18 protein-coding genes are annotated in these 24,489 nt (G+C 50.4%); 8 read left to right on the top strand and 10 right to left on the bottom strand.

What is annotated here, in order from left to right; all coding sequences use genetic code 11:
- Positions 1–234: 234 nt before the first annotated feature.
- The 10 genes from HMPREF9944_RS03785 to HMPREF9944_RS03740 all read right to left on the bottom strand — a co-directional run bounded on the left by HMPREF9944_RS03785 (position 235) and on the right by HMPREF9944_RS03740 (position 13,989).
- Positions 235–1,959 (bottom strand): RagB/SusD family nutrient uptake outer membrane protein, encoded by a 1,725-nt coding sequence (locus tag HMPREF9944_RS03785; protein WP_008564557.1) that lies wholly within the window; start codon positions 1,957–1,959, stop codon positions 235–237.
- Between the two features lie 27 nt (positions 1,960–1,986).
- The gene (locus HMPREF9944_RS03780; RefSeq protein WP_008564556.1) at positions 1,987–4,977 is read right to left on the bottom strand and encodes a SusC/RagA family TonB-linked outer membrane protein; all 2,991 of its coding nucleotides are present in this window, start codon (positions 4,975–4,977) and stop codon (positions 1,987–1,989) included.
- A gap of 754 nt (positions 4,978–5,731) precedes the next feature.
- Positions 5,732–6,568, bottom strand: coding sequence for a glutamate racemase (murI, locus tag HMPREF9944_RS03775; protein WP_008564554.1), 837 nt, complete (start codon positions 6,566–6,568; stop codon positions 5,732–5,734).
- A 1-nt stretch (position 6,569) separates the two neighbouring features.
- Positions 6,570–7,079 (bottom strand): OmpH family outer membrane protein, encoded by a 510-nt coding sequence (locus HMPREF9944_RS03770; protein ID WP_008564552.1) that lies wholly within the window; start codon positions 7,077–7,079, stop codon positions 6,570–6,572.
- A 121-nt stretch (positions 7,080–7,200) separates the two neighbouring features.
- Complete coding sequence (locus HMPREF9944_RS03765; RefSeq protein ID WP_008564549.1) at positions 7,201–7,701, bottom strand: OmpH family outer membrane protein; 501 nt, start codon at positions 7,699–7,701, stop codon at positions 7,201–7,203.
- Between the two features lie 42 nt (positions 7,702–7,743).
- On the bottom strand, positions 7,744–8,283 hold the full coding sequence (locus tag HMPREF9944_RS03760; RefSeq protein WP_008564548.1) for an OmpH family outer membrane protein: 540 nt from the start codon (positions 8,281–8,283) through the stop codon (positions 7,744–7,746).
- Positions 8,284–8,488: 205 nt separating this feature from the next.
- The gene (locus tag HMPREF9944_RS03755; protein WP_008564547.1) at positions 8,489–11,122 is read right to left on the bottom strand and encodes a BamA/OMP85 family outer membrane protein; all 2,634 of its coding nucleotides are present in this window, start codon (positions 11,120–11,122) and stop codon (positions 8,489–8,491) included.
- 27 nt (positions 11,123–11,149) lie between these two features.
- On the bottom strand, positions 11,150–11,914 hold the full coding sequence (locus HMPREF9944_RS03750; protein WP_008564546.1) for an isoprenyl transferase: 765 nt from the start codon (positions 11,912–11,914) through the stop codon (positions 11,150–11,152).
- 8 nt (positions 11,915–11,922) lie between these two features.
- Entirely contained in the window at positions 11,923–12,597 is a 675-nt protein-coding gene (gene porG / locus HMPREF9944_RS03745) for a type IX secretion system protein PorG (RefSeq protein WP_008564545.1), read from the bottom strand.
- A 9-nt stretch (positions 12,598–12,606) separates the two neighbouring features.
- Positions 12,607–13,989, bottom strand: coding sequence for a DUF6242 domain-containing protein (locus tag HMPREF9944_RS03740; protein WP_008564544.1), 1,383 nt, complete (start codon positions 13,987–13,989; stop codon positions 12,607–12,609).
- Between the two features lie 354 nt (positions 13,990–14,343).
- Between HMPREF9944_RS03740 and HMPREF9944_RS03735 the strand changes: the two genes are divergently transcribed.
- The 8 genes from HMPREF9944_RS03735 to HMPREF9944_RS03705 all read left to right on the top strand — a co-directional run bounded on the left by HMPREF9944_RS03735 (position 14,344) and on the right by HMPREF9944_RS03705 (position 24,485).
- Positions 14,344–17,391 carry a SusC/RagA family TonB-linked outer membrane protein gene (locus tag HMPREF9944_RS03735; RefSeq protein WP_244861107.1) on the top strand — a complete coding sequence of 1,016 codons (3,048 nt, stop codon included), beginning with the start codon at positions 14,344–14,346 and terminating at the stop codon, positions 17,389–17,391.
- A 49-nt stretch (positions 17,392–17,440) separates the two neighbouring features.
- The gene (locus tag HMPREF9944_RS03730) at positions 17,441–18,904 is read left to right on the top strand and encodes a RagB/SusD family nutrient uptake outer membrane protein (protein WP_008564542.1); all 1,464 of its coding nucleotides are present in this window, start codon (positions 17,441–17,443) and stop codon (positions 18,902–18,904) included.
- Positions 18,905–18,931: 27 nt separating this feature from the next.
- A complete protein-coding gene (locus HMPREF9944_RS03725; protein ID WP_008564541.1) occupies positions 18,932–19,762 on the top strand; it encodes a PKD domain-containing protein in 831 nt (276 codons plus the stop codon).
- A gap of 256 nt (positions 19,763–20,018) precedes the next feature.
- Complete coding sequence (locus tag HMPREF9944_RS12925; protein WP_155814598.1) at positions 20,019–20,174, top strand: hypothetical protein; 156 nt, start codon at positions 20,019–20,021, stop codon at positions 20,172–20,174.
- Positions 20,175–20,275: 101 nt separating this feature from the next.
- Positions 20,276–21,067 (top strand): DeoR/GlpR family DNA-binding transcription regulator, encoded by a 792-nt coding sequence (locus tag HMPREF9944_RS03720; RefSeq protein WP_008564539.1) that lies wholly within the window; start codon positions 20,276–20,278, stop codon positions 21,065–21,067.
- Positions 21,068–21,176: 109 nt separating this feature from the next.
- Positions 21,177–22,103, top strand: coding sequence for a glycoside hydrolase family protein (locus tag HMPREF9944_RS03715; RefSeq protein WP_008564537.1), 927 nt, complete (start codon positions 21,177–21,179; stop codon positions 22,101–22,103).
- Positions 22,104–22,182: 79 nt separating this feature from the next.
- Positions 22,183–23,253, top strand: coding sequence for an SIS domain-containing protein (locus tag HMPREF9944_RS03710; RefSeq protein WP_044113310.1), 1,071 nt, complete (start codon positions 22,183–22,185; stop codon positions 23,251–23,253).
- Complete coding sequence (locus HMPREF9944_RS03705) at positions 23,250–24,485, top strand: MFS transporter (RefSeq protein WP_008564534.1); 1,236 nt, start codon at positions 23,250–23,252, stop codon at positions 24,483–24,485. The genes HMPREF9944_RS03710 and HMPREF9944_RS03705 overlap by 4 nt, the downstream gene beginning before the upstream one ends.
- The last annotated feature ends 4 nt before the right edge of the window (positions 24,486–24,489 follow it).

Below are 24,489 nucleotides of genomic sequence, written 5' to 3'. Positions count from 1 at the left end.
TTAAAAAAACACCATATCCCGGCACTTGAACCTTGAAATTATGCACTGAAAAGGGATTGTCGGCCATTTGTTTCCATCAAACTGCACCGAAAAGCATGTGGGGACGCGGTGTAAAATGGGTTAAATAAGAAAACAGGTTGGGCGATATGGCAAATTACCACATGAAAAAAGGCACTCCATGAGCCTTTTGTCATTAAACAGACATCATGGAGTGCCTCGGTAAACTGACCGTTTCTATTTGGCGTAACCGGGATTTTGATGCAGGTTCTTATTCAAGTTTAGCACCTCATAAGGAATGGGATAAAGGCAAGTATAGCCTGTTTTATCCTCATTAAAATCGCCGGCAGAAGCGTTATGCCACACATTTGGATAGCGATCAATGGTGGGTTGGGTAAACGTGCAGAAGCGGATTTGGTCTTGACGACGCACCCCTTCCCATGCCAACTCTATCATGCGCTCATTGAGAATGTCGTTCAACGTGACCGAAGTCAAGGCCGTTGCACCCGCACGATGGCGTATTTGATTGACCAATGTCAATGCGCCCGACGTGTTACCCAAGCGATATTCGGCCTCGGCCTTCATCAATAAGGCATCGCCATAACGCCAAACAACAAGGTCGTTGTTGTATTGTCCCTGTGCTGCGGCCGTGGGGTCGTATTCGTATTTCTTGAATCTTGCCCCGGCACACTTCACATCATGCTTGTCAGCTGCGTTGTTGAAATCAACAACAACGGCCAAAGGACGATACTCCAAGGTTCCTCCTACACCGTCGTCTACGGTCTTTCCGCCCGTCTGCTGCGTGTATTCACGTTCCACCCAATAGTTGATTCTCAAGCGGGGGTCCTCGTTCGGCGTGTTATAACCCATGACCTTCATAGCCTGAACAGTGGCGCATGCGCCGTTCCAACCATTGAATCCGGCAGCACTTGCATGGTTATAGTGCACGGAACGAATGAGGTTATAATCCGTTATCTTATAGGTCTTGTCGTCATTCGGCCGCGTGAAAATGTTTTCGTTGGAGTTTTGGTTCTGCATGACAAAGTTGTCGCTGTAGTTTGCTGCCAAACCATAGCCCAACGCAGCCAGTTTGTCGACGCAATAAACCACGGTTTGCCACGCATTTCGGGCCGTTCCGTCGACAGTGATACTGATACCGGCTCCCATGGTTGATACATGTGCGCCGAGAGTCTCGCTTGCTTTATTCTGTTTTGACATGTCATCGCCCACGAAAGCCTTATAACTGCTGACTGATGTGGCGTCAGTGGTGTAAACAGGAGCATTGATGGCACATTTAGCCATACACATGTAGGCCACGGCTTGCGTGATCCGACCGTAATAAGTGCCCGTTTTCTGGCTGGGTTCTGCTGAAAGATGGGGAATGACGGCAGCCAGTTCGGTGGTGACAAACTTGAAAACTTCGGACCGGTTGCTTTGTTTCACGCTCCTTATGGTCTGTGAAGACGAGGTAACCAAAGGGATTTGTCCGAAGAGGTCCATGGCATAGTAATAATAAATGGCCCGCAAGGCCCGCAACTCGTCTACATATTTCTTGTAATCGGGCCGCTGTGAGATCATAGGCGTCAGCTTATCAATGGAAGAATTGCAGAGACCGATGATCTTATATATGTTCTTCCAGTTGTCGTTATAGGTATTGACCGACGAAGCGAAGTTATGTAAGAAGAAATTCTGCCACTTTCCGCCATCAACCCAGTCGCCTTGCCGGCCCGGAAGGATTGCTTCGTCGGAGGTAAACTCCTGTAAACAATGGATAGCATCGGTTCCCCCGTAGATGCCATCACCTATTGCAGCGTAAACATTGGCTACCGAATTGACGTAAGTGAGGGTAGAATTGCCAAAAGCTTCGCTTTCATTGAACTTGCTTTTAGGACTTTCGTCCAAGGAACAGCTGGCAAGAAGAGCCGTTGAAAGCAAGGATGCAATAAAAATATAATGTTTCATAATTGTATTCACTTTTAAGTTTGACATTTAGAATGTGACGCTTACATTGAAAGAGAAGGTGCGTGAGAGCGGATAAAGGCGTTTATCGTCTACACCGATGGTGCCATAAGTGGTCCTTCCCTCGTCGACGCGTACCAAAGAGGTCGAGTTGATGAGCGGAGAGAGTCCTTTATAGCCGGTGAACATATACACATTGTTGACCGATAACCCTAAGTGCAGGCTCTGAATCCAGTTGGCTTTGAGCTGCTTTTTGCCGAACGTGTAGCCCAAGGTGACGTATTCAAAGTTCACATAATCGCCTTTTTCCAACCAATAATCGGAGATTTGAATATCCTTGATTCCCTTTTGGGGAGCCTCGGCCAGCACGTTATAGGTAGGAAAGTTGTTCATGTTGCTGTATGTCATGCCTGTTCCGTTATAGATTTTATGCCCGAACGCACCGTTGAACTGCATCGTCAGGTCCCAATTCTTATACTTAAACGTGAAGTCCCAGCCCAAATAAGCCTTCGGAATGGCCTGTCCGCAGACCTTTCTGTCGCCGGAATCTCCGGTATCTATTGTTTTATTGTGGTCGAGATCGGAGATAACATACTGTCCGTTGGCGTTGATTCCCTCACAATGAGGCAGATAGAAGACGCCGATGGGCTGTCCTTCGATGAGATAACTAACGCCGGTGTTCTGTGTCAAGCCTGCCGCATTGATGTTTGCCACGGCAATATGCTCGCTTGTTGTAAGCAGTTGCCCTTTATAATAGCCGCTCAATGAATTGAGTTTGTTCTTTTGGAAGCTGAGATTCAGGCCGGAGTTGAAGGTAAAGTCCTTTGAACGGACAATATCCCCGCGGACACCGATTTCAAATCCCATATTGGTCATCTTTCCCATATTGGCCAACAAGGTGTTATATGTGAAAGGAGGCACGGGAACCGTGTAGAGATAGAGCAGGTCTTTGGTTGTGGAAGTGTACCAATCAAGCGTCACGTTCAGTCTGTTTTTGAAGGCACTGAAGTCCACGCCCACGTCGAAGGTCTGCTTTACTTCCCATTTCAAATCGGGATTGTCGTTACTCTGTATTGCATAAGTGGTGGATTTGGCACCGTTAACGGTTGTAACACCGTTCGGACCATAGAGTGCTAACGACTGATAAGGCTCGATGACGTCCTGATTACCCGTCACACCGTAGCCCATTCTGACCTTGAGATTGTCTATCCATTTGGCATTTTTCATGAAATTCTCTTGTGAAACGACCCACGCAACAGATGCCGAAGGGAACCAACCCCACTTATGTCCTTTGCCGAGTTTAGATGAACCATCGGTCCTTAAGTTCACTGTTGCGATGTATTTGTCGGCAAACATGTAGTTGAGGCGGGCCATATAGGACATCAATTTATATTCTTTCGCCTCCGAAGTCACGTCGCCCCACGACACATTCGCCCCGGATTGCATGTTGTTGTAGCCGAAATAGTTGGTATCAAACTTGAAAGCCTGCCCCATGTTCTCGAAACTCTTGTATTGCTGCCCCTCCATCAAGGCCAAAGCATCGATATGATGCTTACCAAAGTCCTTCGTATAAGTGAGCTGTAGATTGCCCATGAGGTCCGTACGTTTGATATTCTTGATGTATGCCCAGCCGTTTCCGTTGATACGTCCTTGTTGAATGTCGTTGGGAACATAGCGTTTGTGGTCGAGGTTCAGCCTTGTATAACTGCCAAATGCGCTAAGGAACAAGCCGTCCAAGAGCGTATAGGTTACTTTTCCATGCACATTGAGCGAGCCCACATCGTAACGGTCCGTCACTTCCAGCTGTCCCATGGGGTTATATATCTCATTTGCGAGTCTGTCCTCGTCCCATTCGCCCGTATTTTTGTTCTTGTAAGTGGGATAAGTGGGGTTATATGCCGCTGCAGAATAGAACATTTTCTGCGGATCATACTGCATCTTGCCGTCACGTTCACTACCGAAGATGCCCAATTCGAGCTTCAATCGCTTGTTGAAAGCATATTGCATGGCATCGAGTTTGGCTGTATAGTTCTTCATATCCGAGTTCTTGAGGGCTCCTTCACGCTGAATGAAACCCAAACTTGCACGATAATTGCCGGTGTCATTGCCCGAAGAGAACGATACATTGTGGTTTTGAGTAAGCCCCACAGACCGTTCTATCTCGTCGAACCAGTTGGAGTTTCCGCCCAAATCGGTGAAGGCAATGCCCAAACGGGTTGCCGTTGCACGATAATCTGCAGCATTCAGCATCTTCAGGTTCTTGTAAACAGTATTCACACCAAAGGTTCCACTATAGTTAATGCTCGAAAATCCATTCCTTCCCTTGGTCGTTGTCACCACAATAACGCCTGCAGCACCACGCGATCCATACTGGGCTGTCTCGGAAGCATCTTTCAATATGGTCATCGACTCAATGTCTCCGGGTTGCAAGGCATTGAACATTGTCATGTCGGCAAACACACCATCAATGATGACGAGTGGGTCGTTGCCTCCCGATAACGACGAGGTTCCACGCACACGTATGCTGGTTGTCCCCATCGGGTCGCCTCCGTTCTGACTGATAACGACGCCGCTCACCTTACCTTTCAGCGCATCCGACGCCGATGTCACCACGCCTTTATTCATATCGGCCTTGCCAATGCGGTCGATTGCGCCCGAAACCGTACGCTTGGTTCCCACAGCATAGCCCACGACAACAATCTCGTCGAGTTGCTGATGGTCCATTTCAAGAGAAACATTGACCGTGGTTTGATGCCCGACGGCCACCTCTTTGTTCCTATATCCGATATAGGAAAAGACCAACGTGGCATTGTTTTTCACGTCGGAGAGCACATAATGGCCGTTAATATCGGTGACGGTACCGCCTTGAACGCCCTTCACTTGCACCGTGGCCCCTATCAATGGCTCGCCCGAAGCATCTTTAACACTTCCTTGAACGACAGACTGTGCATGCGAATAAGCAGCACAAACGATGCTGAAAAGCAACAGCAACGTGCGTCTTGCAATGTTTTTACTGTTCATGAAAATTAAATTTAGATTGGTTTAATAGTATTTAGATTGACAAATAGGTCTTACATGGATTTCCTATAGCCCGGAGTTGCGCTTGTGAAGTGCCTGACAGGTGTTCGTGTCAACATGGTTTGACTGCATCAAATATACAATTTTAAGAAACACTATCATACATTAAAAGACGAAAATTAACACTATTTAGTACAAAGGTGTGCAAAAAACGAAGGCTGAAAAGCCGCAGATTAGTCTGCCTTCCCGCCTTAGATAGCGTCAATTCTCCATATTTTGAAGGCCACAAACAACAAACCGACGACACGGGAATAACCGCATCGCGCCGCACAGCACATCACGCTGTTTGATGATTGTATGCATTCGACAACTTTGTTTCAGTCCTATTGTCGCGCAATACGGGTGAGATTGCACGGCGAAGTGGTCGGGTTAGAAATGCAGGGACGCACTGTTCGGATGTTCGCCCAAAGTGAACCGACAAGTATATACACCTGTTTATTGGAGCGGACGAACGAGCCGGGCGTCCCTACATGCGCTCAACTGATTCTCAGTGTCAACCCTATTGACAATCAACAACTTACACATTGCGTTCCAATCTCAGCCATTTTACCGTGCTAAATGGGCCATTTCATCGTGCAATATGGGTGATATTAGGCGATGAAATGGCTGATATTGAATTGCGATAGGAGTGACATTGATTTCCGAAAAGGGGAAATCGGTATTCTCAGGCTTTGAAAGCGGGAGGCAAGAGGGCTTGTCACAGCTCCACATGCTCCACTTTCACCTTCTCATGCAGGAAGATGCGGGCGCTTTCCTCAAAGCGTTCGGGGCTCTCGGTCGTGAAATAACGGCACGAACCGCCACGGGTGAGCTTCGCTACGATGTCCGTATGACGTTCGAGATAGGCCTGGAGACTGCCCGCAACATACTCACCTTGCGGAATGATGCGCACGCCCGGGCGCACGTATTTCACGATTTTGGGCATCAGAAGGGGGTAATGTGTGCAACCCAGAATGATGGAATCGATGTCGGGATCGCGCCGCATAAGCTCGTCAATGCGCTTCTTGACGAAGTAATCGGCACCGGGACTGTCAGCCTCGTTGTACTCAACCAACGGCACCCAGAACGGACATGCCACGCCCGTTACCTTGATTTTGGGCCACAGTTTGCGGATTTCAAGGTCGTAGCTGTGGCTTTTCACGGTGCCTTCGGTGGCCAAAAGGCCCACGTGGTTGTTCTTTGTGAGCGTGCCAATGACCTCTGCCGTGGGACGAATCACACCCAAAACGCGGCGCGAAGTGTCAAGTTCGGGCAGGTCGTTGCGCTGAATGCTGCGCAGAGCCTTGGCCGAAGCGGTGTTGCAACCGAGGATAACAAGGTGGCAACCCATCTCGAAAAGCTTCATCACGGCCTGCCGGGTGAACTGATAAACCACGTCGAACGAGCGCGTACCATAGGGTGCACGGGCGTTATCTCCCAAGTAAACGTAATCATACATGGGCAATAATTGGCGGATACCATGCAGGATGGTCAGTCCACCATAGCCCGAATCGAACACACCGATGGGGCCGGGTAGCTTGGGAAATGGCGTCATTTTACTTTCTTACTGCGTCTTTCACCAAGGCATTGATGTCCTCGCCGACGACATTATTGACGTAGGGAACGGCATCATTGTCGGTGTTGAGAATGAAAGCATAGCCGCGGTCGGCACCTATCCTTGCCACAATGGCACGCAAACGTACCTTCAATGAGGCCTTACTGTCGGCCTCGGCCTGTGCCAACAGCCGTTGTGACTCGGTCTTGAAAGCCACGTTTTTCTCCATCATCTCTTGCAGTTCGGCTTGCCGTTTCTGCAATATCGACGGTGCAAAGTCGCGCTGTCCGTCAAGAAACTGCTCGTATTTCTTGTTGAATTCGTCCTCAACGCGCTTGCCTTCTTCGGCATATTTGGCCCGAAGGTCGGCCATATTGCGCTCGGCAACCGCATAGGCGGGCATGGCTTTCAATGCTTCTGAAAAGCTGAAATAGCCGTATTTCAAAGGTGTTTGTGCATTGGCAGAGAGCGTCAGTGCCGTGAATGCGAGCAACAGGAATAGCTTTTTCATCGCTATAAAATTTGGTTTGAAATTAAAAGAATGTTGAATGACGAGGGAGCAAAACCCCTGTAAAGTGCAAAGAGGGACGGAAAAGAATTCCGCCCCCACCACTATTGTTCTGTATCGTGAATTACTTCAGTTTGTTGAGTTGCGTCTTTACCTCGGCAGTAACGTCTTTGCTCAGGGTGTCGCTGATGTAAGGAATACCTGAACTTACGTCCATAATGTAGACATAGCCACCGGTTTTGCCCACTTCCTTAATGGCATTGACCAGCTTTGTCGTGATGGGCTGCATCTTCTCCTGCTGTTCTTTGGACAGTGTCTGCTGGTTGTCTTGCAAAGCCTGCTGATACTTCTGGTAAAGAGTGTTGAGTTCGGCTTCCGTTTCCTGCTGTTTGGTAGCGTTCATCGTAGACTTGTTCTTGTCATACTCCTGACTCTTGCGCTGGAGTTCGTCCTGCATGGCCTTGAGATCGTTCTCCATTTGCTTGGCTTTAGCTTCCATTTCGCCGCGAGCCTTGATAAACTCGGGCATCTGCGACATCACTTCCTGTGCGTTGATGTGGCCAAACTTCTGTGCAAATGTTGCCAAAGGGGCAAACATCAGCATCATTAAAATCATCTTCTTCATGTTGTTCTGAATTTTATTTGTTGTTGTATAATTATTTTTTGCTTACTTTCCGTAGCCCAATTTTTGCAGCACTTCATTGGAAATATCAATCCTCGGGCTGCCAAAGATGATGCCTTGGTCGCTCGAACGGTCGAGAACAAGACTGTAGCCGCGCAGCTCCGAGATTTCTTTCACGGCGTTGTAAATCTCTTCTTGAATAGGACTGACGAGGGCTTCGCGCTTCTTGAAGAGTTCACCTTCGGGGCCGAAGTATTTCTTTTTCAGGTCGGCTGCAGCCTTTTCCTTGTTCATAATCTGCTCTTGTTTAGCCTTTTTCTGCTCTTGTGAGAGGAAGACCGACTCGTTCTGATAGTTCTTATACATCGTGCTTGCCTCGGTATTGAGTGCTTCGACCTCGGCTTGCCACTTCTTGCTCACCTGATTCAACTGCTCATTGGCACGTTCATAGGCCGGAACATTCTTCAGAATGTACTCCATATCGATCAATGCGAACTTCTGCGCAGAGGCAGATAAAGGTAAAAAGGTAAAAAGATAAAAAGGTAAAACAAACCTTAGTACCTTTCTTAAAATCTTCTTTTCCATATCCATTTATATTTAGTTTACTGGCAGACAAGCGGATGAGAGGACGCACCCAGCCCATTCCTTCCGAGAGAAAGGAGTGAACGAACAGGCAAATGGCTTGTCCATTCGAACACGTTGTCAACCATTATTCTTTTTATAAACATTACCATTGACTCGTCAATCTGTTCACTTGTTTACCCGGTTACTATCAACTCGTCAACTCTCATTAGAATTCTTGTCCCAAGATGAAGTGGAATTGGCTTCCGCCTTTCTTGTTGTTCACGTTGTCCTTATCGAAACCGTAGGCCCAATCGATGCCCATCAGACCCACCATCGGCAGATAGATGCGCACACCAAGGCCGGCACTGCGCTTCATATCGAACGGATTGAAATACTTCGTGTCTGACCAAGCGTTACCAGCTTCAACAAATCCAAGACCATAGATAGTGGTGTTGCCCAAGAGGAACGGATAACGAAGCTCCAAAGAGAAGCGGTCGTAGGCATAACCATTATAAGCCAGCGAACCGTTGTCGTAGCCTCGCAGTCCGATTGTCTCGTCGGCATAGCTCGAAGAAGAGCCACTCATACCGTCACCACCCACATAATAGGTCTCGAACGGCGTCTTCTTATACTTGTTATAGCTGCCCAACAAACCCATTTCGATGCGGGTCATCAGCACGAAGCACTTCTGTCCGCCACTAAGCGCGGTATAGGTGCGGGCCTTAAACTTCCACTTATGATACTCCACCCAGCGATATTTCTCCTGCTGTTCGGCCGAATAGGTGGGCGAATAAGGGTTCACGGCAAGGTTCTTATAGTCCTTATGGCTCCATACACTCCATGGCGGAGTGACCGTAACGCTGGCCGTGAACTCCGAACCACGGCGTGGGAAGAGCGGGTTGTCCGTTGACGTGCGGCTCAAAGAGATGCTCAAGTTCAGGTTGTTGGCTATTCCGTTGGTCATCAGGAAGTATTTCCAATTCTTTAACTCATAGCGTTGATAAGCCAACTGTGCCGAAAGCACGAAGTAGTCGTCAGGCCAACGCAACCGTTTTCCCCAACCCAAGCTGATACCATACATGCGCATGTAGGTGTCGGGGTCGTAATAGTTCTCGTAATAATTGTTGTTATAGTTGCCATAGCCGTAACCATAGCCGCCATAATAGGAATTCAGATAGTTCTGACGGTAGGCATCGTTGTAATAACTGCTCGAAACGTCGGTCATCTTGCTGAAATAGAGACCGATACTGAACTGATTAGGCCGCTTGCCACCAAACCAATTGGTGGAATAGCTGGCATTATAGCTCTGATAATAGGTACCGTTGGTTTGTGCACCGAGGCTCAACACCTCGCCATCACCGATAGGCATGATGCCACGATGCTCCTTATTCTTTTTGAAAAGATTGGCCATGGAGAAGTTGTTGAGCTTCAAACCAATCTTACCAATGACACCAGTCTGTCCCCAACCCAAGGAAAATTCAATCTGGTCGTTGCTTTTCTGCTCCAAATTATAGGTGATATCGACCGTTCCGTCCTCGGGATTAGGCTTCACATCAGGCTGACTACTCTTCTCTGGGTCGAAATGTCCCATGGATTGTATCTCACGTAGCGAGCGCATCAAGGCTTCTCGTGAGAAAAGGTCGCCCGGTTTGGTGCGCAGTTCTCGACGGATTACATTCTCATACAGGCGTGTGTTGCCATTAATTCGTACGTGACTCAGATAGGCTTGCGGCCCTTCAGTGACGCGCATCTCAAGGTCTATCGAGTCACCGTCGATGTTTACCTCGGTCGGACTGATGCTTGAGAACACATAACCATTATTGTAATAGAGGTTAGCGGCTGCATCTTCGTCCCTTGAAACGCGTTTTTCGAGCAATTTCTGATTGTAGACATCGCCCTTGTTCATTCCCAAGATATGGTTCAGCTGCTGCGTTGAGTAGACTGTATTGCCCACCCAAGTGATGTTGCGCAGGTAGTATTTCCGACCTTCATCGACTTTCAGATAGATATTGACATGTTTCGGGTCGGCATTCCACACACTGTCTTTCAGAATGACGGCATCGCGGTAGCCATATTCATTGTATTTCTCGATTAAGTTCTTTTTGTCCGTCGCCCAACGTTCGGGGGTAAACTTCTTTGCTTTGAGGAACGAGCCGAGTTTTCCAGCCTCGTGCGTCTTAGCAAAGGCTCCTTTCTTTAAGAATCCGCCCTTTATCTTTGAAAGTTTCAGGGCATTGTTCCCCTCAATGATGATGCTGCGCACCTTCATCTTCTGCTTCTTGTCGACAATAACATCAAGGATTACGTGGCCTTTGTTAGCCACATCGTCACGCTGGTTGATGGTGATTTCTGCGTTCTTGAAGCCTTTATCGTCGAAATATTTCTTGGCTAAAATCTTTGCACGGTCAATCATGTTAGGCGTAATCTGCGAACCTTTGAGCAGTCCTAACTTGTTTTCCATGTCTTCGCGCTCGCTCTTCTTCAGTCCTTCGTAGTTGATTGTGGAGACACGTGGCCGCGTTTTCAGGGCAATATGCAGATAAATCTTTCGCCCGACGATGGAGTCGGCCGAAATACGGACATCGGAAAAGAGACCATGACGCCAATAACGCTTCACCGCATTGGTAATGTCTGTTCCCGGAACCGTGATTTCCTGTCCCACTTGCAAGCCGGAAATGCCCGACAACATATAGTCCTCATAGCCCTCAACCCCCGAGATATTGATGCCTCCGATGATACATGAGCGTGGTGTTCCGGCGTAGGATATATCGGGAAAGAGTATCTTATCCTGCGCAAAAGCAGGCACTCCATAAGTGATTCCCGCTGCCAATATGAAAAAAACTTTCTTTATAGGGTTCATTATCAAAGATGTTTCAACGCTTTATTACTATTCGGTTGCCTCGGCTTCCACCTGTGCCTCGGTCTTTCCAAACCTACGTTGCCGGTTCTGATAGCTCAGAATAGCCATCCGAAGGTCTGCCTCACTGAAGTCGGGCCAATAGGTATCACAGAAATACAGCTCGGAATAGGCAATTTGCCACAGTAGGTAGTTGCTGATGCGCAGCTCTCCACCCGTTCTGATCAGCAGGTCGGGATCGGGCATAAAGTTGGTTTGCAGATGCTTGGCAATGAGTTCTTCCGTGATATCTGCCGGCAAAAGAGGCCGATGAGATGGGGTTTTAGCGCCCATTTCGTGCGCAGCGATGATGTCTTTCATTGCCTGTGTGATTTCCCAACGTGCACTATAGCTCAGAGCCACCACCATTGTCATGGCCGTATTGCCTGCCGTATGCTCCTCGGTCTCGCGAAGTTTCTGCTGAACGTCGTCGGGCAGACGCTTCACCTCGCCGATAACACGGAAGCGCACATTGTTCTTCATGAATATTTCGTCTTCAAGTGAGGTCAGCACAAGCCCCATCAAAGCACTTATTTCGTCAGCCGGTCGGCTCCAATTCTCGGTGGAGAAGGTGTAGAGCGTAAGGAACTTGACACCCAACCGTGTGGCTTCCGATGTGATACGACGCACGGCATCGACCCCAGCCTGATGGCCGTAGCTGCGCGGTTGCCCTTTTTCTGAGGCCCAACGCCCGTTGCCATCCATAATGATGGCAATGTGTTCGGGTATCCGTGTCATATCCAATGAAGTGTCCATATTCTTTTTTAATCTTTATTGCAAGTTGAACATTTAGGCATGAAGCTGTAAGTCAACGTCAGTTGCAGCACGGAATAGCAGTCGGTGTTCTTGAATATTCCCGTCGAAGGAATGCCGTAAGGGTCTTTCCTTCCGTCGAGTTTGTCGCTCAACGAGAAGTGCATGGCCCAGTCAAGTCCAACATTCATGCGTTCACCTATTTTATATTTAAAGCCAAGACCAAGGGGAACATTCGCCGTAAAGACTTTTTCCGCCCCACTGACATACGTTCCGCCCACTCCGATGAAGACGAAAGGAGTCAGTCGTTTGGCTCCATAATAGTCGTTGCCCGTGCCATAAGGCCAGAAGTTATATTCATATGTCAGGCCCACATCGGTCACCGAACGGTTGAAAGCATAAGCCGTACCGCCCATGAGTGGATAATACGTGCCGGCATTCCTTTCGTCTCCTTTCAGCCTTCCCATCGAAACTGCAAGCCGAAATGACATATAAGCATTCATATTACGGCGCACCATCAGTGTCACCATCGGCTGCAGGCCACGCGTCAACGACCCATTATAGTCGCCCAGATAGCCCATGAGCCCCATGCCTCCGCCTACTTCCATCAGGTATTCATCGTCGGTTTGTGCATTGATTCCAAGCGTTGAAGCCATCAGCAGCAGCAAGAGCGTCACCTTTCGCATCTCGGTCTGTTATTCTTTTGCAAGCATTCCGGCAAGGTTTCCCTTCCAAACACGCCCGCTCTTTCCGGCTATCAGCCACAGATTGTGGTGTTCATCGACGGTCATGGCAAACGATGTTGCATCGCTTTCAAAGTTCTTCGGCAACGAATAGCTGTCGTTTTTCCGCCACGTAACACCCTTATCCACACTATAATGGAACTGTGCAAAGGCCTTTGCCTTGTAGCCTCCGAGACCTACACCACCGAAAGCTAACAACTGACTGCCCACCTTAACTACTTGCAGATTGGTGAGTCGCGGAGTCTGATAGGGCGAAAAGCCTTGTCCGTAGTAGTTCCATGTCTGCGTGTTGTCATTCGTTCCAAGCAATCGCCCCCACACCATACCACTGTCATCGACATAGTTTGACGGGCGAATACCTGTCAACACGAGGTTGTAAACACCGGCGTTCACTTTTGAATCAAAGCCGAACAAGCGCACGTTCTGCGTGGGTAGATAGCCCGTTTCGGCGCCCATGGCATCACTCTTCCATGTAGTTCCACCATCTTCAGACAGAAGAACGCTTCCTTCGGTGACACCATATATAATATTGTTGTAGCCACCGGCCAATTGTTTCAGCGCGACATTGCCCCTATGCTCCCATGTAATACCGTCTTGACTGCGCAGTACACGGCCATTGCTATAGGTATAAAGATAGCCATTCAGCGCCATCAAGTTGGCGTAAGCCTGCCCGTCGAGCGTTACATTTGGGGCCAATTGCTGCCAACCGGCTATGTTATTGTCGGCCGTAGCATAGAGTTTGACCGTGCTTCCTTCGTTTCCCATCACGTAGACTTTGCTGTTCAAGGCCACGGCTTTCATTGCCGTAAGGGCACCCAGACGTGCATCTTGCGCACTGACGCGATGCCAAGCGAACACGCCTTCGGCCACTTTTCTGACGTTTACCGTCACCTTGTAACTGCAATAGGCTCCTTCACGATTGTAAACACGGAATTCCCGCGGCTTAGAGAAGTCGACAGAATCTTTCGTTGTATAGTAGTGAAGTGTGTCAGACGTAAGACTTTTATAAACAACCGTACCGCCGTTCTTTGCCGAAATCGTGCACAATACCTTTCGTGCATCGGTACCATAGGGCAAAGAATCAACATTATAGATTTCGTGCTTGAGTTGGTCGATATAGAATTTATAGCCACTTGCCGTCAGTTTGTCCTGATAAGTGGAGTCCTTTCCAGCTTTCGTCTTGACGTGTTTGGTTTGTTTCAGTGTGTTCAGAGAGAAAGCCGTAATGGCCGTATCAGCATAGTTTGTCTGGTCGTCATCGTTACTTTTCAAGCATGATGTAAAAACAAAAACAGCTGAAAACAGCAGTACTGAAGATAATAGCTTCCTTTTCATTCACACGATTTTATGTTGTTTAATCCCGAAGAGACACCCTGTCTCACAGGTTCTTGCCTGCAAATTTAAGTAGAATTCCGCAAATAGACCGCTATTCCTCCCCATTATTATGTAAAATAATGAATATTCCGTGGTTTTTTAAGTTTGTTTTACATAGAGAAATTGTTCCGACAACGAGTCGCATAAATGGATTTAGCATCATTATTTAACAACTCATACATATTAACAATAGTGGTTTATCTATGTAAATAATGTTAATTAACAGATAAAATACAAGCAAATGAATTTCGTTTGCTTTCTTTTTATTATCTTTGTGATTGAAAATAACCTATATACATTAATATCATTACTGCTATGAGACCAAAAAGAATGAGATTCTTGATGTTGTTCATGCTCTCCTTTATACCTATTTATATAATAGGACAGACTGGAGGAGAACGGACAATCGCAGGCGTTGTATTGGATGCCGAAACAAGTGAGCCGCTAATAGGCGTAACCGTGCGCTCTCCAAAGAGTGGAACGGGGGTGACGACCGACCTGAACGGGAAGTTTGTCATCAAGGTTCTGCCCAATGACTCCACGCTATCTTTCTCTTATATAGGCTACTCTCCCAAGCACGTAAGCGTGGTGGGAAAGAGCCGGTTGAGTATTTCGCTCTCGGAAATAGCCAATTCTGTGGGCGAGGTTGTCGTCGTTGGTTACGGAACACAGAAGAAAGAAGACCTCACGGGAGCCATTTCCGTAGTGGATATGAAAGAGGTGAATAAACTTTCGGCATCGACATTGAGCCATGCTTTGCAGGGACAAGTGGCCGGAGTTGACGTGACGAGCTTCTCAGGGTCGCCCGGTTCGGGTATCACGGTACGCGTGCGAGGCATCGGAACACTGAATGATTCCGATCCGTTATTCGTGGTCGACGGCATGATGGTGGGTGATATCAACTTCTTAAATACGGGCGACATCGAGTCGGTTCAGGTACTGAAAGACGCTTCGGCCACGGCTATCTACGGCTCGCGCGGTGCAAACGGCGTCATCATCATCACCACAAAGAAAGGTAATACGGGCAAGGCCACCATCAATCTGTCAGCCTATTATGGCGTTCAGAACGTGTGGAAGTCGAACAATATGTGCGACGGTCCGACGTGGGGCATGCTACGAAACGAGATGTCGGCAGGCCTTGGCGGTGGCACACTCATAGAGGATACGCGCACATTGCCCACGGTTGACTACTTCGATGCCATTCTTCACAAAGATGCACCGGTGAAGAATGCCGACCTATCCATATCAGGTGGCAACGAAAAAGGAACGTATTTCTTAAGCTTGAACGGCTTTAGTCAAGACGGAATCATCAAGAAGACGACCTTTGATCGCGTCACCTTGCGTGCCAACGGCGACTTCAAGGCCAACTCATGGCTCACGGTCGGCGAGAACATCACACTGATTCGTACGAACCACAAAGGTGGAATTGAGAACGACGAGTGGACAAGTCCTATCATGACCACCTATACCCGCGACCCGATTACACCCATCCGCAATGAGGACGGCAGCTTCACAAAGTCCACGTTCAGCGACATTTGGAACCCGTTGGCAACCATCGAGTACAACAATCCTAAGAATACCGCCTACCGGGTGCTGGCAAATATCTATGGAGAAATCAATTTCTTAAAGAACTTCAAGTTCCGTTCTGCCTACTCAACCGAGTATACCAACAACGAATTTTCAAGCTACATACCGGTTTATTACGTGTTCTCTGCACAGCAGAATCCCAATGTGAACTCGCTGACAAACTACACCTACAGCACTTATGTGAGACAGTTCACCAACACGTTGACCTACGACAAGAAGCTGAAAGAGCACACGTTCTCGGCTATGTTGGGCTGCGAAACGTATGCCGTCACCTACAGAAAGCTCCAAGCTTCAGCGAAAGACGTTCCCAGTAACGACCCACGTGTGATGCATATCGACAATGCCCGCACGAAAGACAACGCTGCTGCGGCCCAAGGAATGACCACGGAAAGTAAACAGGCTTCGGGCTTTGCCCGCCTAAACTACAACTTCTTGGAACGCTATCTCCTGACGGCTAACGTGCGAATGGACGGTTCTTCGAAGTTCGTAAGAGGGCATCGATGGGGCACGTTCCCCTCTGTTTCTGTCGGATGGCGCATCACCGAGGAACCTTTTATGAAGAAAGTAAAGGTGCTGAACAACCTGAAACTCCGCTTAGGTTGGGGACAAATCGGTAACGAAGGCAGTGTCGATGCCTATTCATATGCCACGTTTGCCTCCGCCGGTTCCAACTATCTGTTCGGCGGAACCTTTGCACCGGGCTTCAGCTTCAACAGCACCGGCAACCCTGAACTGAAGTGGGAAAAGACCACAACGACGAACATCGGGCTCGACTTTGGCTTCTTCAACAGCAAGCTCAGCGGCACAATAGAGTTCTTCAACAAGGTGACAAGCGACATGTTGCTGCGTGTTCCCGTTCCCGGACAGACGGGAATCAGCGAGCCGCCTTTCCAGAATGCAGGCAAGATGCGCAACCGTGGCTTGGAGATTTCGCTGCAATATAAGAACTACGACCACCCTGTGGGCTACTCCGTCGGGGCAAACTTCACCACAATTCAGAACCGTGTGCTCAGTTTGGGAGCTAACAATGCCTACATCGAAGGAGCTTCTTTCATGAATACGGTACATCTTACGCGCACCGCAGTGGGCAAACCTATCGCACAGTTCTACGGACTGAAGACCGACGGACTGTTCCAAAACTGGGACGAAGTGCATGCACAGACGGCACAGAAGAACGTTGCTCCGGGTGATGTACGATACAAATTAGTGAACAAGGAGAACCTTTTCAGCAGCGAGAACTACACTTATTTGGGAAGTCCGCTACCCAAGTTCAGCTACTCCGTCAACGGTGCCGTGAGCTATAAAGGCTTCGATTTGAGCGTAGCCCTGCAAGGTGTCTATGGCAACAAGATTTATAACGGCCCGTCAACCTATACCCGTTCGACGCAAAACCTCACCTACAACTACTCCCGCGACATGACAAAGCGTTGGAGAGGAGAGGGAACACAGACCGACGCCCGCTATCCTCGCTTGGGAGGATTGGACGCCAACAACTCCATTCTCCAGTCCGATCGCTACCTGGAAGACGGCTCTTACCTACGCATCAAGATGGTACAGCTCGGCTATACCGTGCCCGCCGCACTCACGGCAAAGGCAGGTATCAAGTCGGCCCGCGTCTATCTCAACGCACAGAACCTTTATACCTTCACGAAATACACGGGACTCGACCCCGAAATCGGCATGAAAGGCGGCGAAGATCCGTTGGATATCGGTGTAGACCGCGGCTATTATCCCATGCCACGCCTGTACAGCATCGGATTGAACGTGACCTTCTAAAGGAGAATACGTCATGCAACACAACAAAACAATCTAAAACAACACAGCAATGAAAAGATATTTAACCTACGTGCTCTCGTTTGCACTCCTTGGCTTCACCTCGTGCGAAGGCTTTTTGGACACCGACGTGCCGAGCATCGACCAACATACGTTCTTCTCCGGCGAGCAAACCGCCTATAGTGCATTGGTCGGCATCTACGATCCGGCCGGTTGGATGGAATATATTCAGTCTCTTGACTGGGCCATCGGCGACGTTGTGTCCGACGATGCCACGAAAGGCGGAGGCGGCGACAGCGACCAACCGCAGATTTATGACCTCGAACACTTCCGTGCCACACCCGAAATGGCAACGCTTTCCACCGTGTGGGAGCAGAACTATGAGGGCATCAACCGCGCCAACCGACTGATTGAAGGCCTCAAAGACAACACGGCCGTCAAGGAAGACGTGCGCAAACGCTTCATAGCCGAGGCTCGTTTCATGCGCGGTTACTACTACTTCTGCCTGATAAAGGTATTCGGTGCCGTGCCCATCGTAGACCATATCCTCGCCCCTTCCGAATACAAAGGCCCAAGAAACACACTGGAACAGTGCTGGACCTTCGTAGAAAACGACTTCAAGGCAGCCATGGAAGGACTGCCACACAAGAAGGCCATGCCGGCTACAGAGCTCGGACGGGCCACATGGGGAGCAGCTGCGGCCTTCCTCACCAAGGCTTATATCTTCCAAGCCAAGTGGAAACCGGCCGAAGCGCAGGCCAAAGCAATCGTGGCTTCGGGCGACTATGACCTGCAACCCAACTACGGCGACCTCTTCACGATAGCCACCGATAACGGCATCGAGTCGGTGTTCGACATTCAACTCAAGGACTTCAAGATGACGCAGTGGGGCGACGAGAACGAAGGAAGCATGCTCGAAATCTATCAGCGCAGCCGCGACGACCGCAATGGCGGCTGGGGCTTCGACCAACCCACGCAGAGTCTGTACGATGAGTTCGAGCCGGGAGACATCCGACGCGAGTGGACCATCATCAAAAACGGCGACGTGCTCTGGCAAGGGACGGCAGACGAGGAGACCATCTACACCAACTACGACCCCGTTCACAACCCCGATGCACCGCGCATCGGCTACTGTAAGCGCAAAGGCACGCTACCCAAGAGCCAACGGCCTGATATGACCGACGCTGCCAGCCTCAACGTGCGCGTCGTTCGCTTTGCCGACGTGCTCCTGTGGCAGGCCGAGGCCGCCGTTCACAACAACAGCGACTGGCAGACACCGCTCAACCGCGTGCGGGCAAGAGTGGGATTGGGCGAAAGTCCCTACAAGGCCGACCCGCTCAAAGCCGTCTATCACGAACGACGTGTGGAGCTTGCCTTGGAGAGTCACCGCTATTGGGACTTGGTGCGCACGGGACGCGGCTCGCTCATGGAGGGCTACACCGACAGCAAGCGTTACTTCCCGATACCGCAGAAGGAAATCAACCTCAATCCCAACTTGAAACAGAACCCTTATTGACGCACATCAACTTAAAACCAAACGACAATGAAAAAGCATATCTACCCGGCTGCCGCCCTTATCACGCTGCTGGCAGCCTGCGAACCGCAGCAGATGGAGACGCGAGAAATGGGCCCCGGACCTGCGAACGCACGCATCGAGACGAAGGCTACCGACCCCTATAACCCCGTGTTCACGGCAAAGGCCGACCGAGGTTACATCTTCCACTGGGACATGGGCAACGGACAGACCATCGCACCCGGCGCAAACTCCGCCACTTCCTACTATCCCTTTGCCGGCACCTACACCGTGGGCGTGACCATATACGGCGAAGGTGCGCAGGAAACCTCGGCCGAAACCACTTACAAGGTGGCGAAGACCGACCCCACCATAGCCAACAAACCCGTGTGGAAAGAGCTGACGGGCGGCGGAGCAGGACGCACGTGGGTCTATAACACCAACCCCTTGACCGGCTCGCCCGACTACTGTTACCAGACGACGGGCGACCTCGTGAACTATCCCGACAACTGGATGCCCTCGGCAAGTTGGGGACAGTGCGACCGCATCACGCCCGACATCAACGGCGAAATGACGTTCGACCTCGACGGCGGCATCAACTTCACCTATCATCATGTGGCAGGAGACGCCGGCGTGAAGGGCACTTTCATTCTCGACACCGAGAAGATGACGCTCACGGTGAAGAACCCTTTCATTCTCGACCACAATGCTGCCTGCACCAACTCGGCCGCTGCGGCCACGGGCGTCTACCAAATCAAGAAGCTCACCGACGACGAACTGGTGCTTTGGCAGCTGCAAAAGGCTCCCACGACGCCCGGCTCGGGCGAAGGTTGGGGCTGGAGTTTCAAGCGCAAACCCTGAGCATCGCGGGCCAAAAGCACCCGTCGTCCTCTTCCTAACGGGCCGGCTTCGGTCGTCCTTATAGGAATACCGTCATCGAATAAGGCTGATGCAAGGGGCCAAGATACTTGATGTATCGAATTATCAGCGTGCAGATAAATTTGTCTCACCACGGTGATAAATATTTCTCACCATGGTGATAAATATTTCTCTGCATGCAGATAAATTCGTCTCACCATGGTGATAATTCGCAATGCCAAGTATCTCTCCGATAAGAATGACGGTATCAGGAGGCAAGGACAGCTATAAGCATCAGCCGACACAGGGCACTGTAGACCCGTTCCGCAGCCCTTTACCATCGGCCTCGGGCCGAACAAGACAAGCGATCTTTCACACTTTGGACGACAACGAGACCCACCTTTCGGGCCGGTAAGACTGCCGGCGGCATGCAGGAACCGAAAATCAAGGGGCAAAAAGAAACGAAAGTAAACGGAATTTCGTACTTTTGCACTACGGACTTAATCAGATTTCAGCATGGAACAACAGAAAGGAACGACAGAGAACGTGCTCTTCCAAGAAGAGCGGCTGGGAAAGATCATCGCATTGCTCGAGAAAGAGGGACGCTTGGTGACCAAAGACTTGGTCGATACGCTGGGGGCCACGCCCGTGACGCTGCGCAAGGATTTGCTGTTGCTTGAGAAGCGCGGCCTGCTCAAGCGCACGCACGGCGGAGCCGTCAAGGTGAAGCAACTCTATCCGGGCCTTGCGCTCAACGAAAAGGAGAAAATCAACCTCGAAGAGAAGATGCGTATCGTGCGCAAGGCTGCGGCTTTCATCTCCGAAGGCGACACGATTATCCTCGATGCGGGCTCCACAACGAGTCTGCTGGCCAAGGAAATCAAGGGCTTCAAGCGGCTGGTAGTGATCACGAATGCGCTGAACATCGCCACCGAACTGAGCAATACTTCCATCGAGGTTATCATGGTGGGCGGCAGTCTGTTGAAGAAAGCGGCTACGCTCGTGGGCCCTTTGGCCGACGAAGCCCTGCGCCGTGTGTCGGCCGACAAGCTCTTCATGGGCGTCGACGGCGTTGACTTTAGGGTTGGACTCACCACGCCCGACATCAACGAAGCCAAGACAAGCCGGGTGATGATGGAGGCCGCGGGCGAGGTGTTCCTGCTGGTTGACTCCTCGAAGTTCGGGCGGCGGAGTCTCGGTGTCATTTCCGATGTGAAGCACATCGACAAGCTCATTACCACGAAACGGTTCACCGACGAGGAGTTCCGCTCGCTTCTGACCGACAAAGTGGAGGTGTACATGGTGTAAAGTCTGCACGCAGGAAGCTCATACGAGTAAGGTTCGTGTTACTTTCTTCATGGCTTGTCGGGGTGACTTGGTAAGAAGAAACATTCATAACACATAAAAACAAGAAAGTATGAGAACAAAGAAATCATTCATTGCATTGAGCTTGTTCGCGGCATTGAGCGTCAATGCCTTCGGACAGCGTAACGTTTACCCGCAAGCCACCGATGACCAGCTGGTCATTCAAGGCGACAAATGCGGCTGGGATGCCGGCACCGTGCACACCTTCTCGGTGGTTGAGGCCAACAAGGACGGCTACAAGTATTGGGGCTACTATGGCCTTGACCACTATGAGAACGACGTTCACCTGCGAAAGGCGGGCCTCGTGCGCAGCAACAACCTGCTCGATTGGGTGAAATATGAGGGTAATCCCATCATCGCTTCCAATTGCCGGTGGCCGACGGTGGTGATGAGCAACGGTAAGTTCTATATGTTCTATGCCGAATACAAAGGCCCGAACAAAGACAGTCGCATCATGATGGCCGAGAGCGACAATGGTATCGACTTCGATAACAAGCGTGTCGTGGTGCCTTATGCTGACGGTCAGCAGAACCAAAACCCTTTTATCTACTTCAACAAGAACGACGGTTTCTTCTACCTTTTCTATTATAACGGAACGGAACAGGCCAAGAGCAATCAGTATTGGAGTGTGCTCGTCAAGAAAAGCAAGAACGTGGCCGACCTACCTAACCAGAAACCCTACACGGTCGTGTCTTCCGACAAGACCTTGGCTGCTCCTTCGGTGGCCTATTATGACGGCACTTACTATCTGTTGGTAGAGGAATTCAGCGACGATACCCACACGAAATGGGTCACGAACGCCTTCTCTTCGAAGGAAGTGGACCGTGGCTATAAGCGCGTCAGCAACAATCCTGTGTTGTATAAGAACGACGCCTGCGCCTTCCAATACGTACTCGACAACCATCTTTACGTGACTTATTCGCATTGCATCGACCTTTCAAAGGGTCAATGGGTGCTGCGTATGATGAAAGCGAAATAGGTATTTCATGATAATTGACTGGCCTGTGTCGGGAGATACGGGCGGTTTCTCAACGTTATAAACCCAATCCAAACACATTATGAATATGACAAAGAATCAGTTTCTCACAGAGATAATGGAGCAGCCCGCTGCCATCGGGAATATCATTGCGTTCTATTCGGGCGCAGAAGGCATGGCCCTGTTGGCGAAAATCAAGGAGACCATCGCACAACGTGCCATCAGTCGCGTGATATTCACGGGCATGGGCAGTTCGTTCTTCATCTCCTTTGCGGCCGCCAACCTCTTCAATCAGCTCGGCATTCACGCCATGTACATCAACACGAGCGAGTTGTTGCACTACAACCTCAGCCTGCTCGACGAGCCCACACTGCTGGTTTGTTCCTCGCAGTCGGGCGAAAGCTACGAGATAAAGGAAATCCTTGAGCATCTTCCTGCCACGGTTTTCTGCGCAGGCATCGTCAACGAGGAAGACAGTGCACTGGCCAAGAAGGCCGACGTTGCCCTGCTTTGCAAGGGAGGCAAGGAGGAGATGACCTCCACGAAGACCTATGTCGTGACCTCACTTGCAGCTTATATCCTCGGTTTATACCTCACCGGGAAGTGGAACGAGGCCGCCATCGCACGCCTTCATGCACTGCAACGTCGGTTCGAAGACACGCTTTCGGGCTATGAAGCTTGGCTCGACAAAGGCCTGAACTTCCTCGGCGACATCACAACCTTGCAGATCATCGCCCGCGGTCCGGCCTACTCTACGGCCAGCCAAAGCGCCCTCATGTTCAAAGAAGCCACACATATCGCCGCAACGGGCATCTTGGGCGGCGAGTTCCGCCATGGTCCTATGGAGATGGTGAGCCAAGGCTTCAAGTCGATATTGTTCGCTTCAGAAGGAAAAACACTGGAGCAAAGCCTGAAAATGGCCGAAGACATCACGCGGTTCGGCGGCAAGGTGTGGCTCATAACGAATGCAAAGGCCGCGCTGAACAGGCAAAGTGAGCACATCGTTCCGGTGTATATCGACGAGCAAGACGAGTTCCTCTTCTCCATACAGAGCATTATTCCCGTGCAACTCTTCATCGATGCGTATGCCAAACGCCACGGTTTCGAGGCCGGAAGCTTCTCGCGTGGCGCCAAAGTAACGATGACCGAATGAGCAATCCCATGGTACGAAGCGAAAAGAAACATTCCTTTCTGCTGGTTGTCACCACGTTGATGTATGTGATATTCGGGCTGCTCACGTCGGTTATCGGCGTGGTCATCGACCGTTTTCAGACCGAATACAACGTCTCGTTGGCCGTGGCAGCCCTCCTGCCCCTTGCCTTTTTCCTCGCCTACGGGCTCACTTCCATTCCCTTCGGCATGCTGATGGACCGGCGAGGGGCCAAACTTGTGCTGCTCACGGGTACGGGTTTGATGGCTGCGGGAGCCTTATTGTGCTACTTCAGCGACAACTATGTGGCCGTCATCGTCTCCGTTTTCCTTATCGGGATAGGCGTCACGGCCGTTCAGATAGCCGGAAATCCGTTTATCCGCGTGCTCGATGCGCCGTCAAGATACACGGCCAACCTCACCATGGTCATCGGTATCGGGGCCTTGGGCTACGCCTTGAGTCCGCTTATCGTACCGGTGTTGCAGTCTAACGGCTGCTCATGGAAAACCATTTATCTGCTCATCGCCGTCGTCTGCATCGCCATTCTGCTCATCGTGGCCTTTGCCCGATTCCCCGAAGCCAAGGCCGGCGAGGAAGAACGACTCGACCTTTCGCGGCTATGGACGCTGTTCCGCCACCCGATTGTCTGCACTTATGGTCTCGGCATCTTCCTTTATGTGGGAGCCGAAGTGGGCGTTTCGTCCTACATCATCACCTTTATGAACGAGGTGCATCACCTTGACAACGCGCAATCCTTTTGGGGCGAAGCATCCTTTCTCTACCGGGTTTTCCCCTCAAAGACGGCATTAATCGTCGCATTGTTCTGGCTGTTGCAGGCCGTGGGCCGCATGGTGGCCTCGTTCCTGATGCGTTTCGTCAGCGAAAGACGCATCTTCATCTTCCACAGTGCCTGCACGGTCATCGCACTTTTATGCGCCATCGCGGGCAACGAGACCGTTTCGCTCGTGGCGTTTGCCCTGACCGGCTACTTCACCTGCGTCTCCTTCACCTCCGTTTTCAGTGCCGTCATCAACAGTTTCGACCGCGACCACGGCATGATTTCGGGCCTTTTGGGCACGGCAATCGTGGGCGGTGCGCTCGTAGGTTGGCTCGTCGGGAGCGTCGGAAACCGTTGGGGAATGGTTGCCGGCATGGCAGTCAACGTGCCGGCCTTCCTTTATGTGTTCGCACTTTCGGTGTGGGGAAAGGGCCGGTTAGATGTCAATGACAATTAATTCT

Source organism: Segatella maculosa OT 289 (assembly GCF_000243015.1).
GTDB classification, from domain to species: Bacteria; Bacteroidota; Bacteroidia; order Bacteroidales; family Bacteroidaceae; genus Prevotella; species Prevotella maculosa.
Note: the sequence above shows the minus strand (reverse complement) of the source record. Positions and strands in the feature narration are given on the sequence as shown.

Coding starts and splice junctions, on each gene's coding strand:
- HMPREF9944_RS03785 (WP_008564557.1), bottom strand. CDS start 1,959: ATGAAACATTATATTTTTATTGCATCCTTGCTTTCAACGGCTCTTCTT.
- HMPREF9944_RS03780 (WP_008564556.1), bottom strand. CDS start 4,977: ATGAACAGTAAAAACATTGCAAGACGCACGTTGCTGTTGCTTTTCAGC.
- murI (WP_008564554.1), bottom strand. CDS start 6,568: ATGACGCCATTTCCCAAGCTACCCGGCCCCATCGGTGTGTTCGATTCG.
- HMPREF9944_RS03770 (WP_008564552.1), bottom strand. CDS start 7,079: ATGAAAAAGCTATTCCTGTTGCTCGCATTCACGGCACTGACGCTCTCT.
- HMPREF9944_RS03765 (WP_008564549.1), bottom strand. CDS start 7,701: ATGAAGAAGATGATTTTAATGATGCTGATGTTTGCCCCTTTGGCAACA.
- HMPREF9944_RS03760 (WP_008564548.1), bottom strand. CDS start 8,283: ATGGAAAAGAAGATTTTAAGAAAGGTACTAAGGTTTGTTTTACCTTTT.
- HMPREF9944_RS03755 (WP_008564547.1), bottom strand. CDS start 11,122: ATGAACCCTATAAAGAAAGTTTTTTTCATATTGGCAGCGGGAATCACT.
- HMPREF9944_RS03750 (WP_008564546.1), bottom strand. CDS start 11,914: ATGGACACTTCATTGGATATGACACGGATACCCGAACACATTGCCATC.
- porG (WP_008564545.1), bottom strand. CDS start 12,597: ATGCGAAAGGTGACGCTCTTGCTGCTGCTGATGGCTTCAACGCTTGGA.
- HMPREF9944_RS03740 (WP_008564544.1), bottom strand. CDS start 13,989: ATGAAAAGGAAGCTATTATCTTCAGTACTGCTGTTTTCAGCTGTTTTT.
- HMPREF9944_RS03735 (WP_244861107.1), top strand. CDS start 14,344: ATGAGACCAAAAAGAATGAGATTCTTGATGTTGTTCATGCTCTCCTTT.
- HMPREF9944_RS03730 (WP_008564542.1), top strand. CDS start 17,441: ATGAAAAGATATTTAACCTACGTGCTCTCGTTTGCACTCCTTGGCTTC.
- HMPREF9944_RS03725 (WP_008564541.1), top strand. CDS start 18,932: ATGAAAAAGCATATCTACCCGGCTGCCGCCCTTATCACGCTGCTGGCA.
- HMPREF9944_RS12925 (WP_155814598.1), top strand. CDS start 20,019: ATGACGGTATCAGGAGGCAAGGACAGCTATAAGCATCAGCCGACACAG.
- HMPREF9944_RS03720 (WP_008564539.1), top strand. CDS start 20,276: ATGGAACAACAGAAAGGAACGACAGAGAACGTGCTCTTCCAAGAAGAG.
- HMPREF9944_RS03715 (WP_008564537.1), top strand. CDS start 21,177: ATGAGAACAAAGAAATCATTCATTGCATTGAGCTTGTTCGCGGCATTG.
- HMPREF9944_RS03710 (WP_044113310.1), top strand. CDS start 22,183: ATGAATATGACAAAGAATCAGTTTCTCACAGAGATAATGGAGCAGCCC.
- HMPREF9944_RS03705 (WP_008564534.1), top strand. CDS start 23,250: ATGAGCAATCCCATGGTACGAAGCGAAAAGAAACATTCCTTTCTGCTG.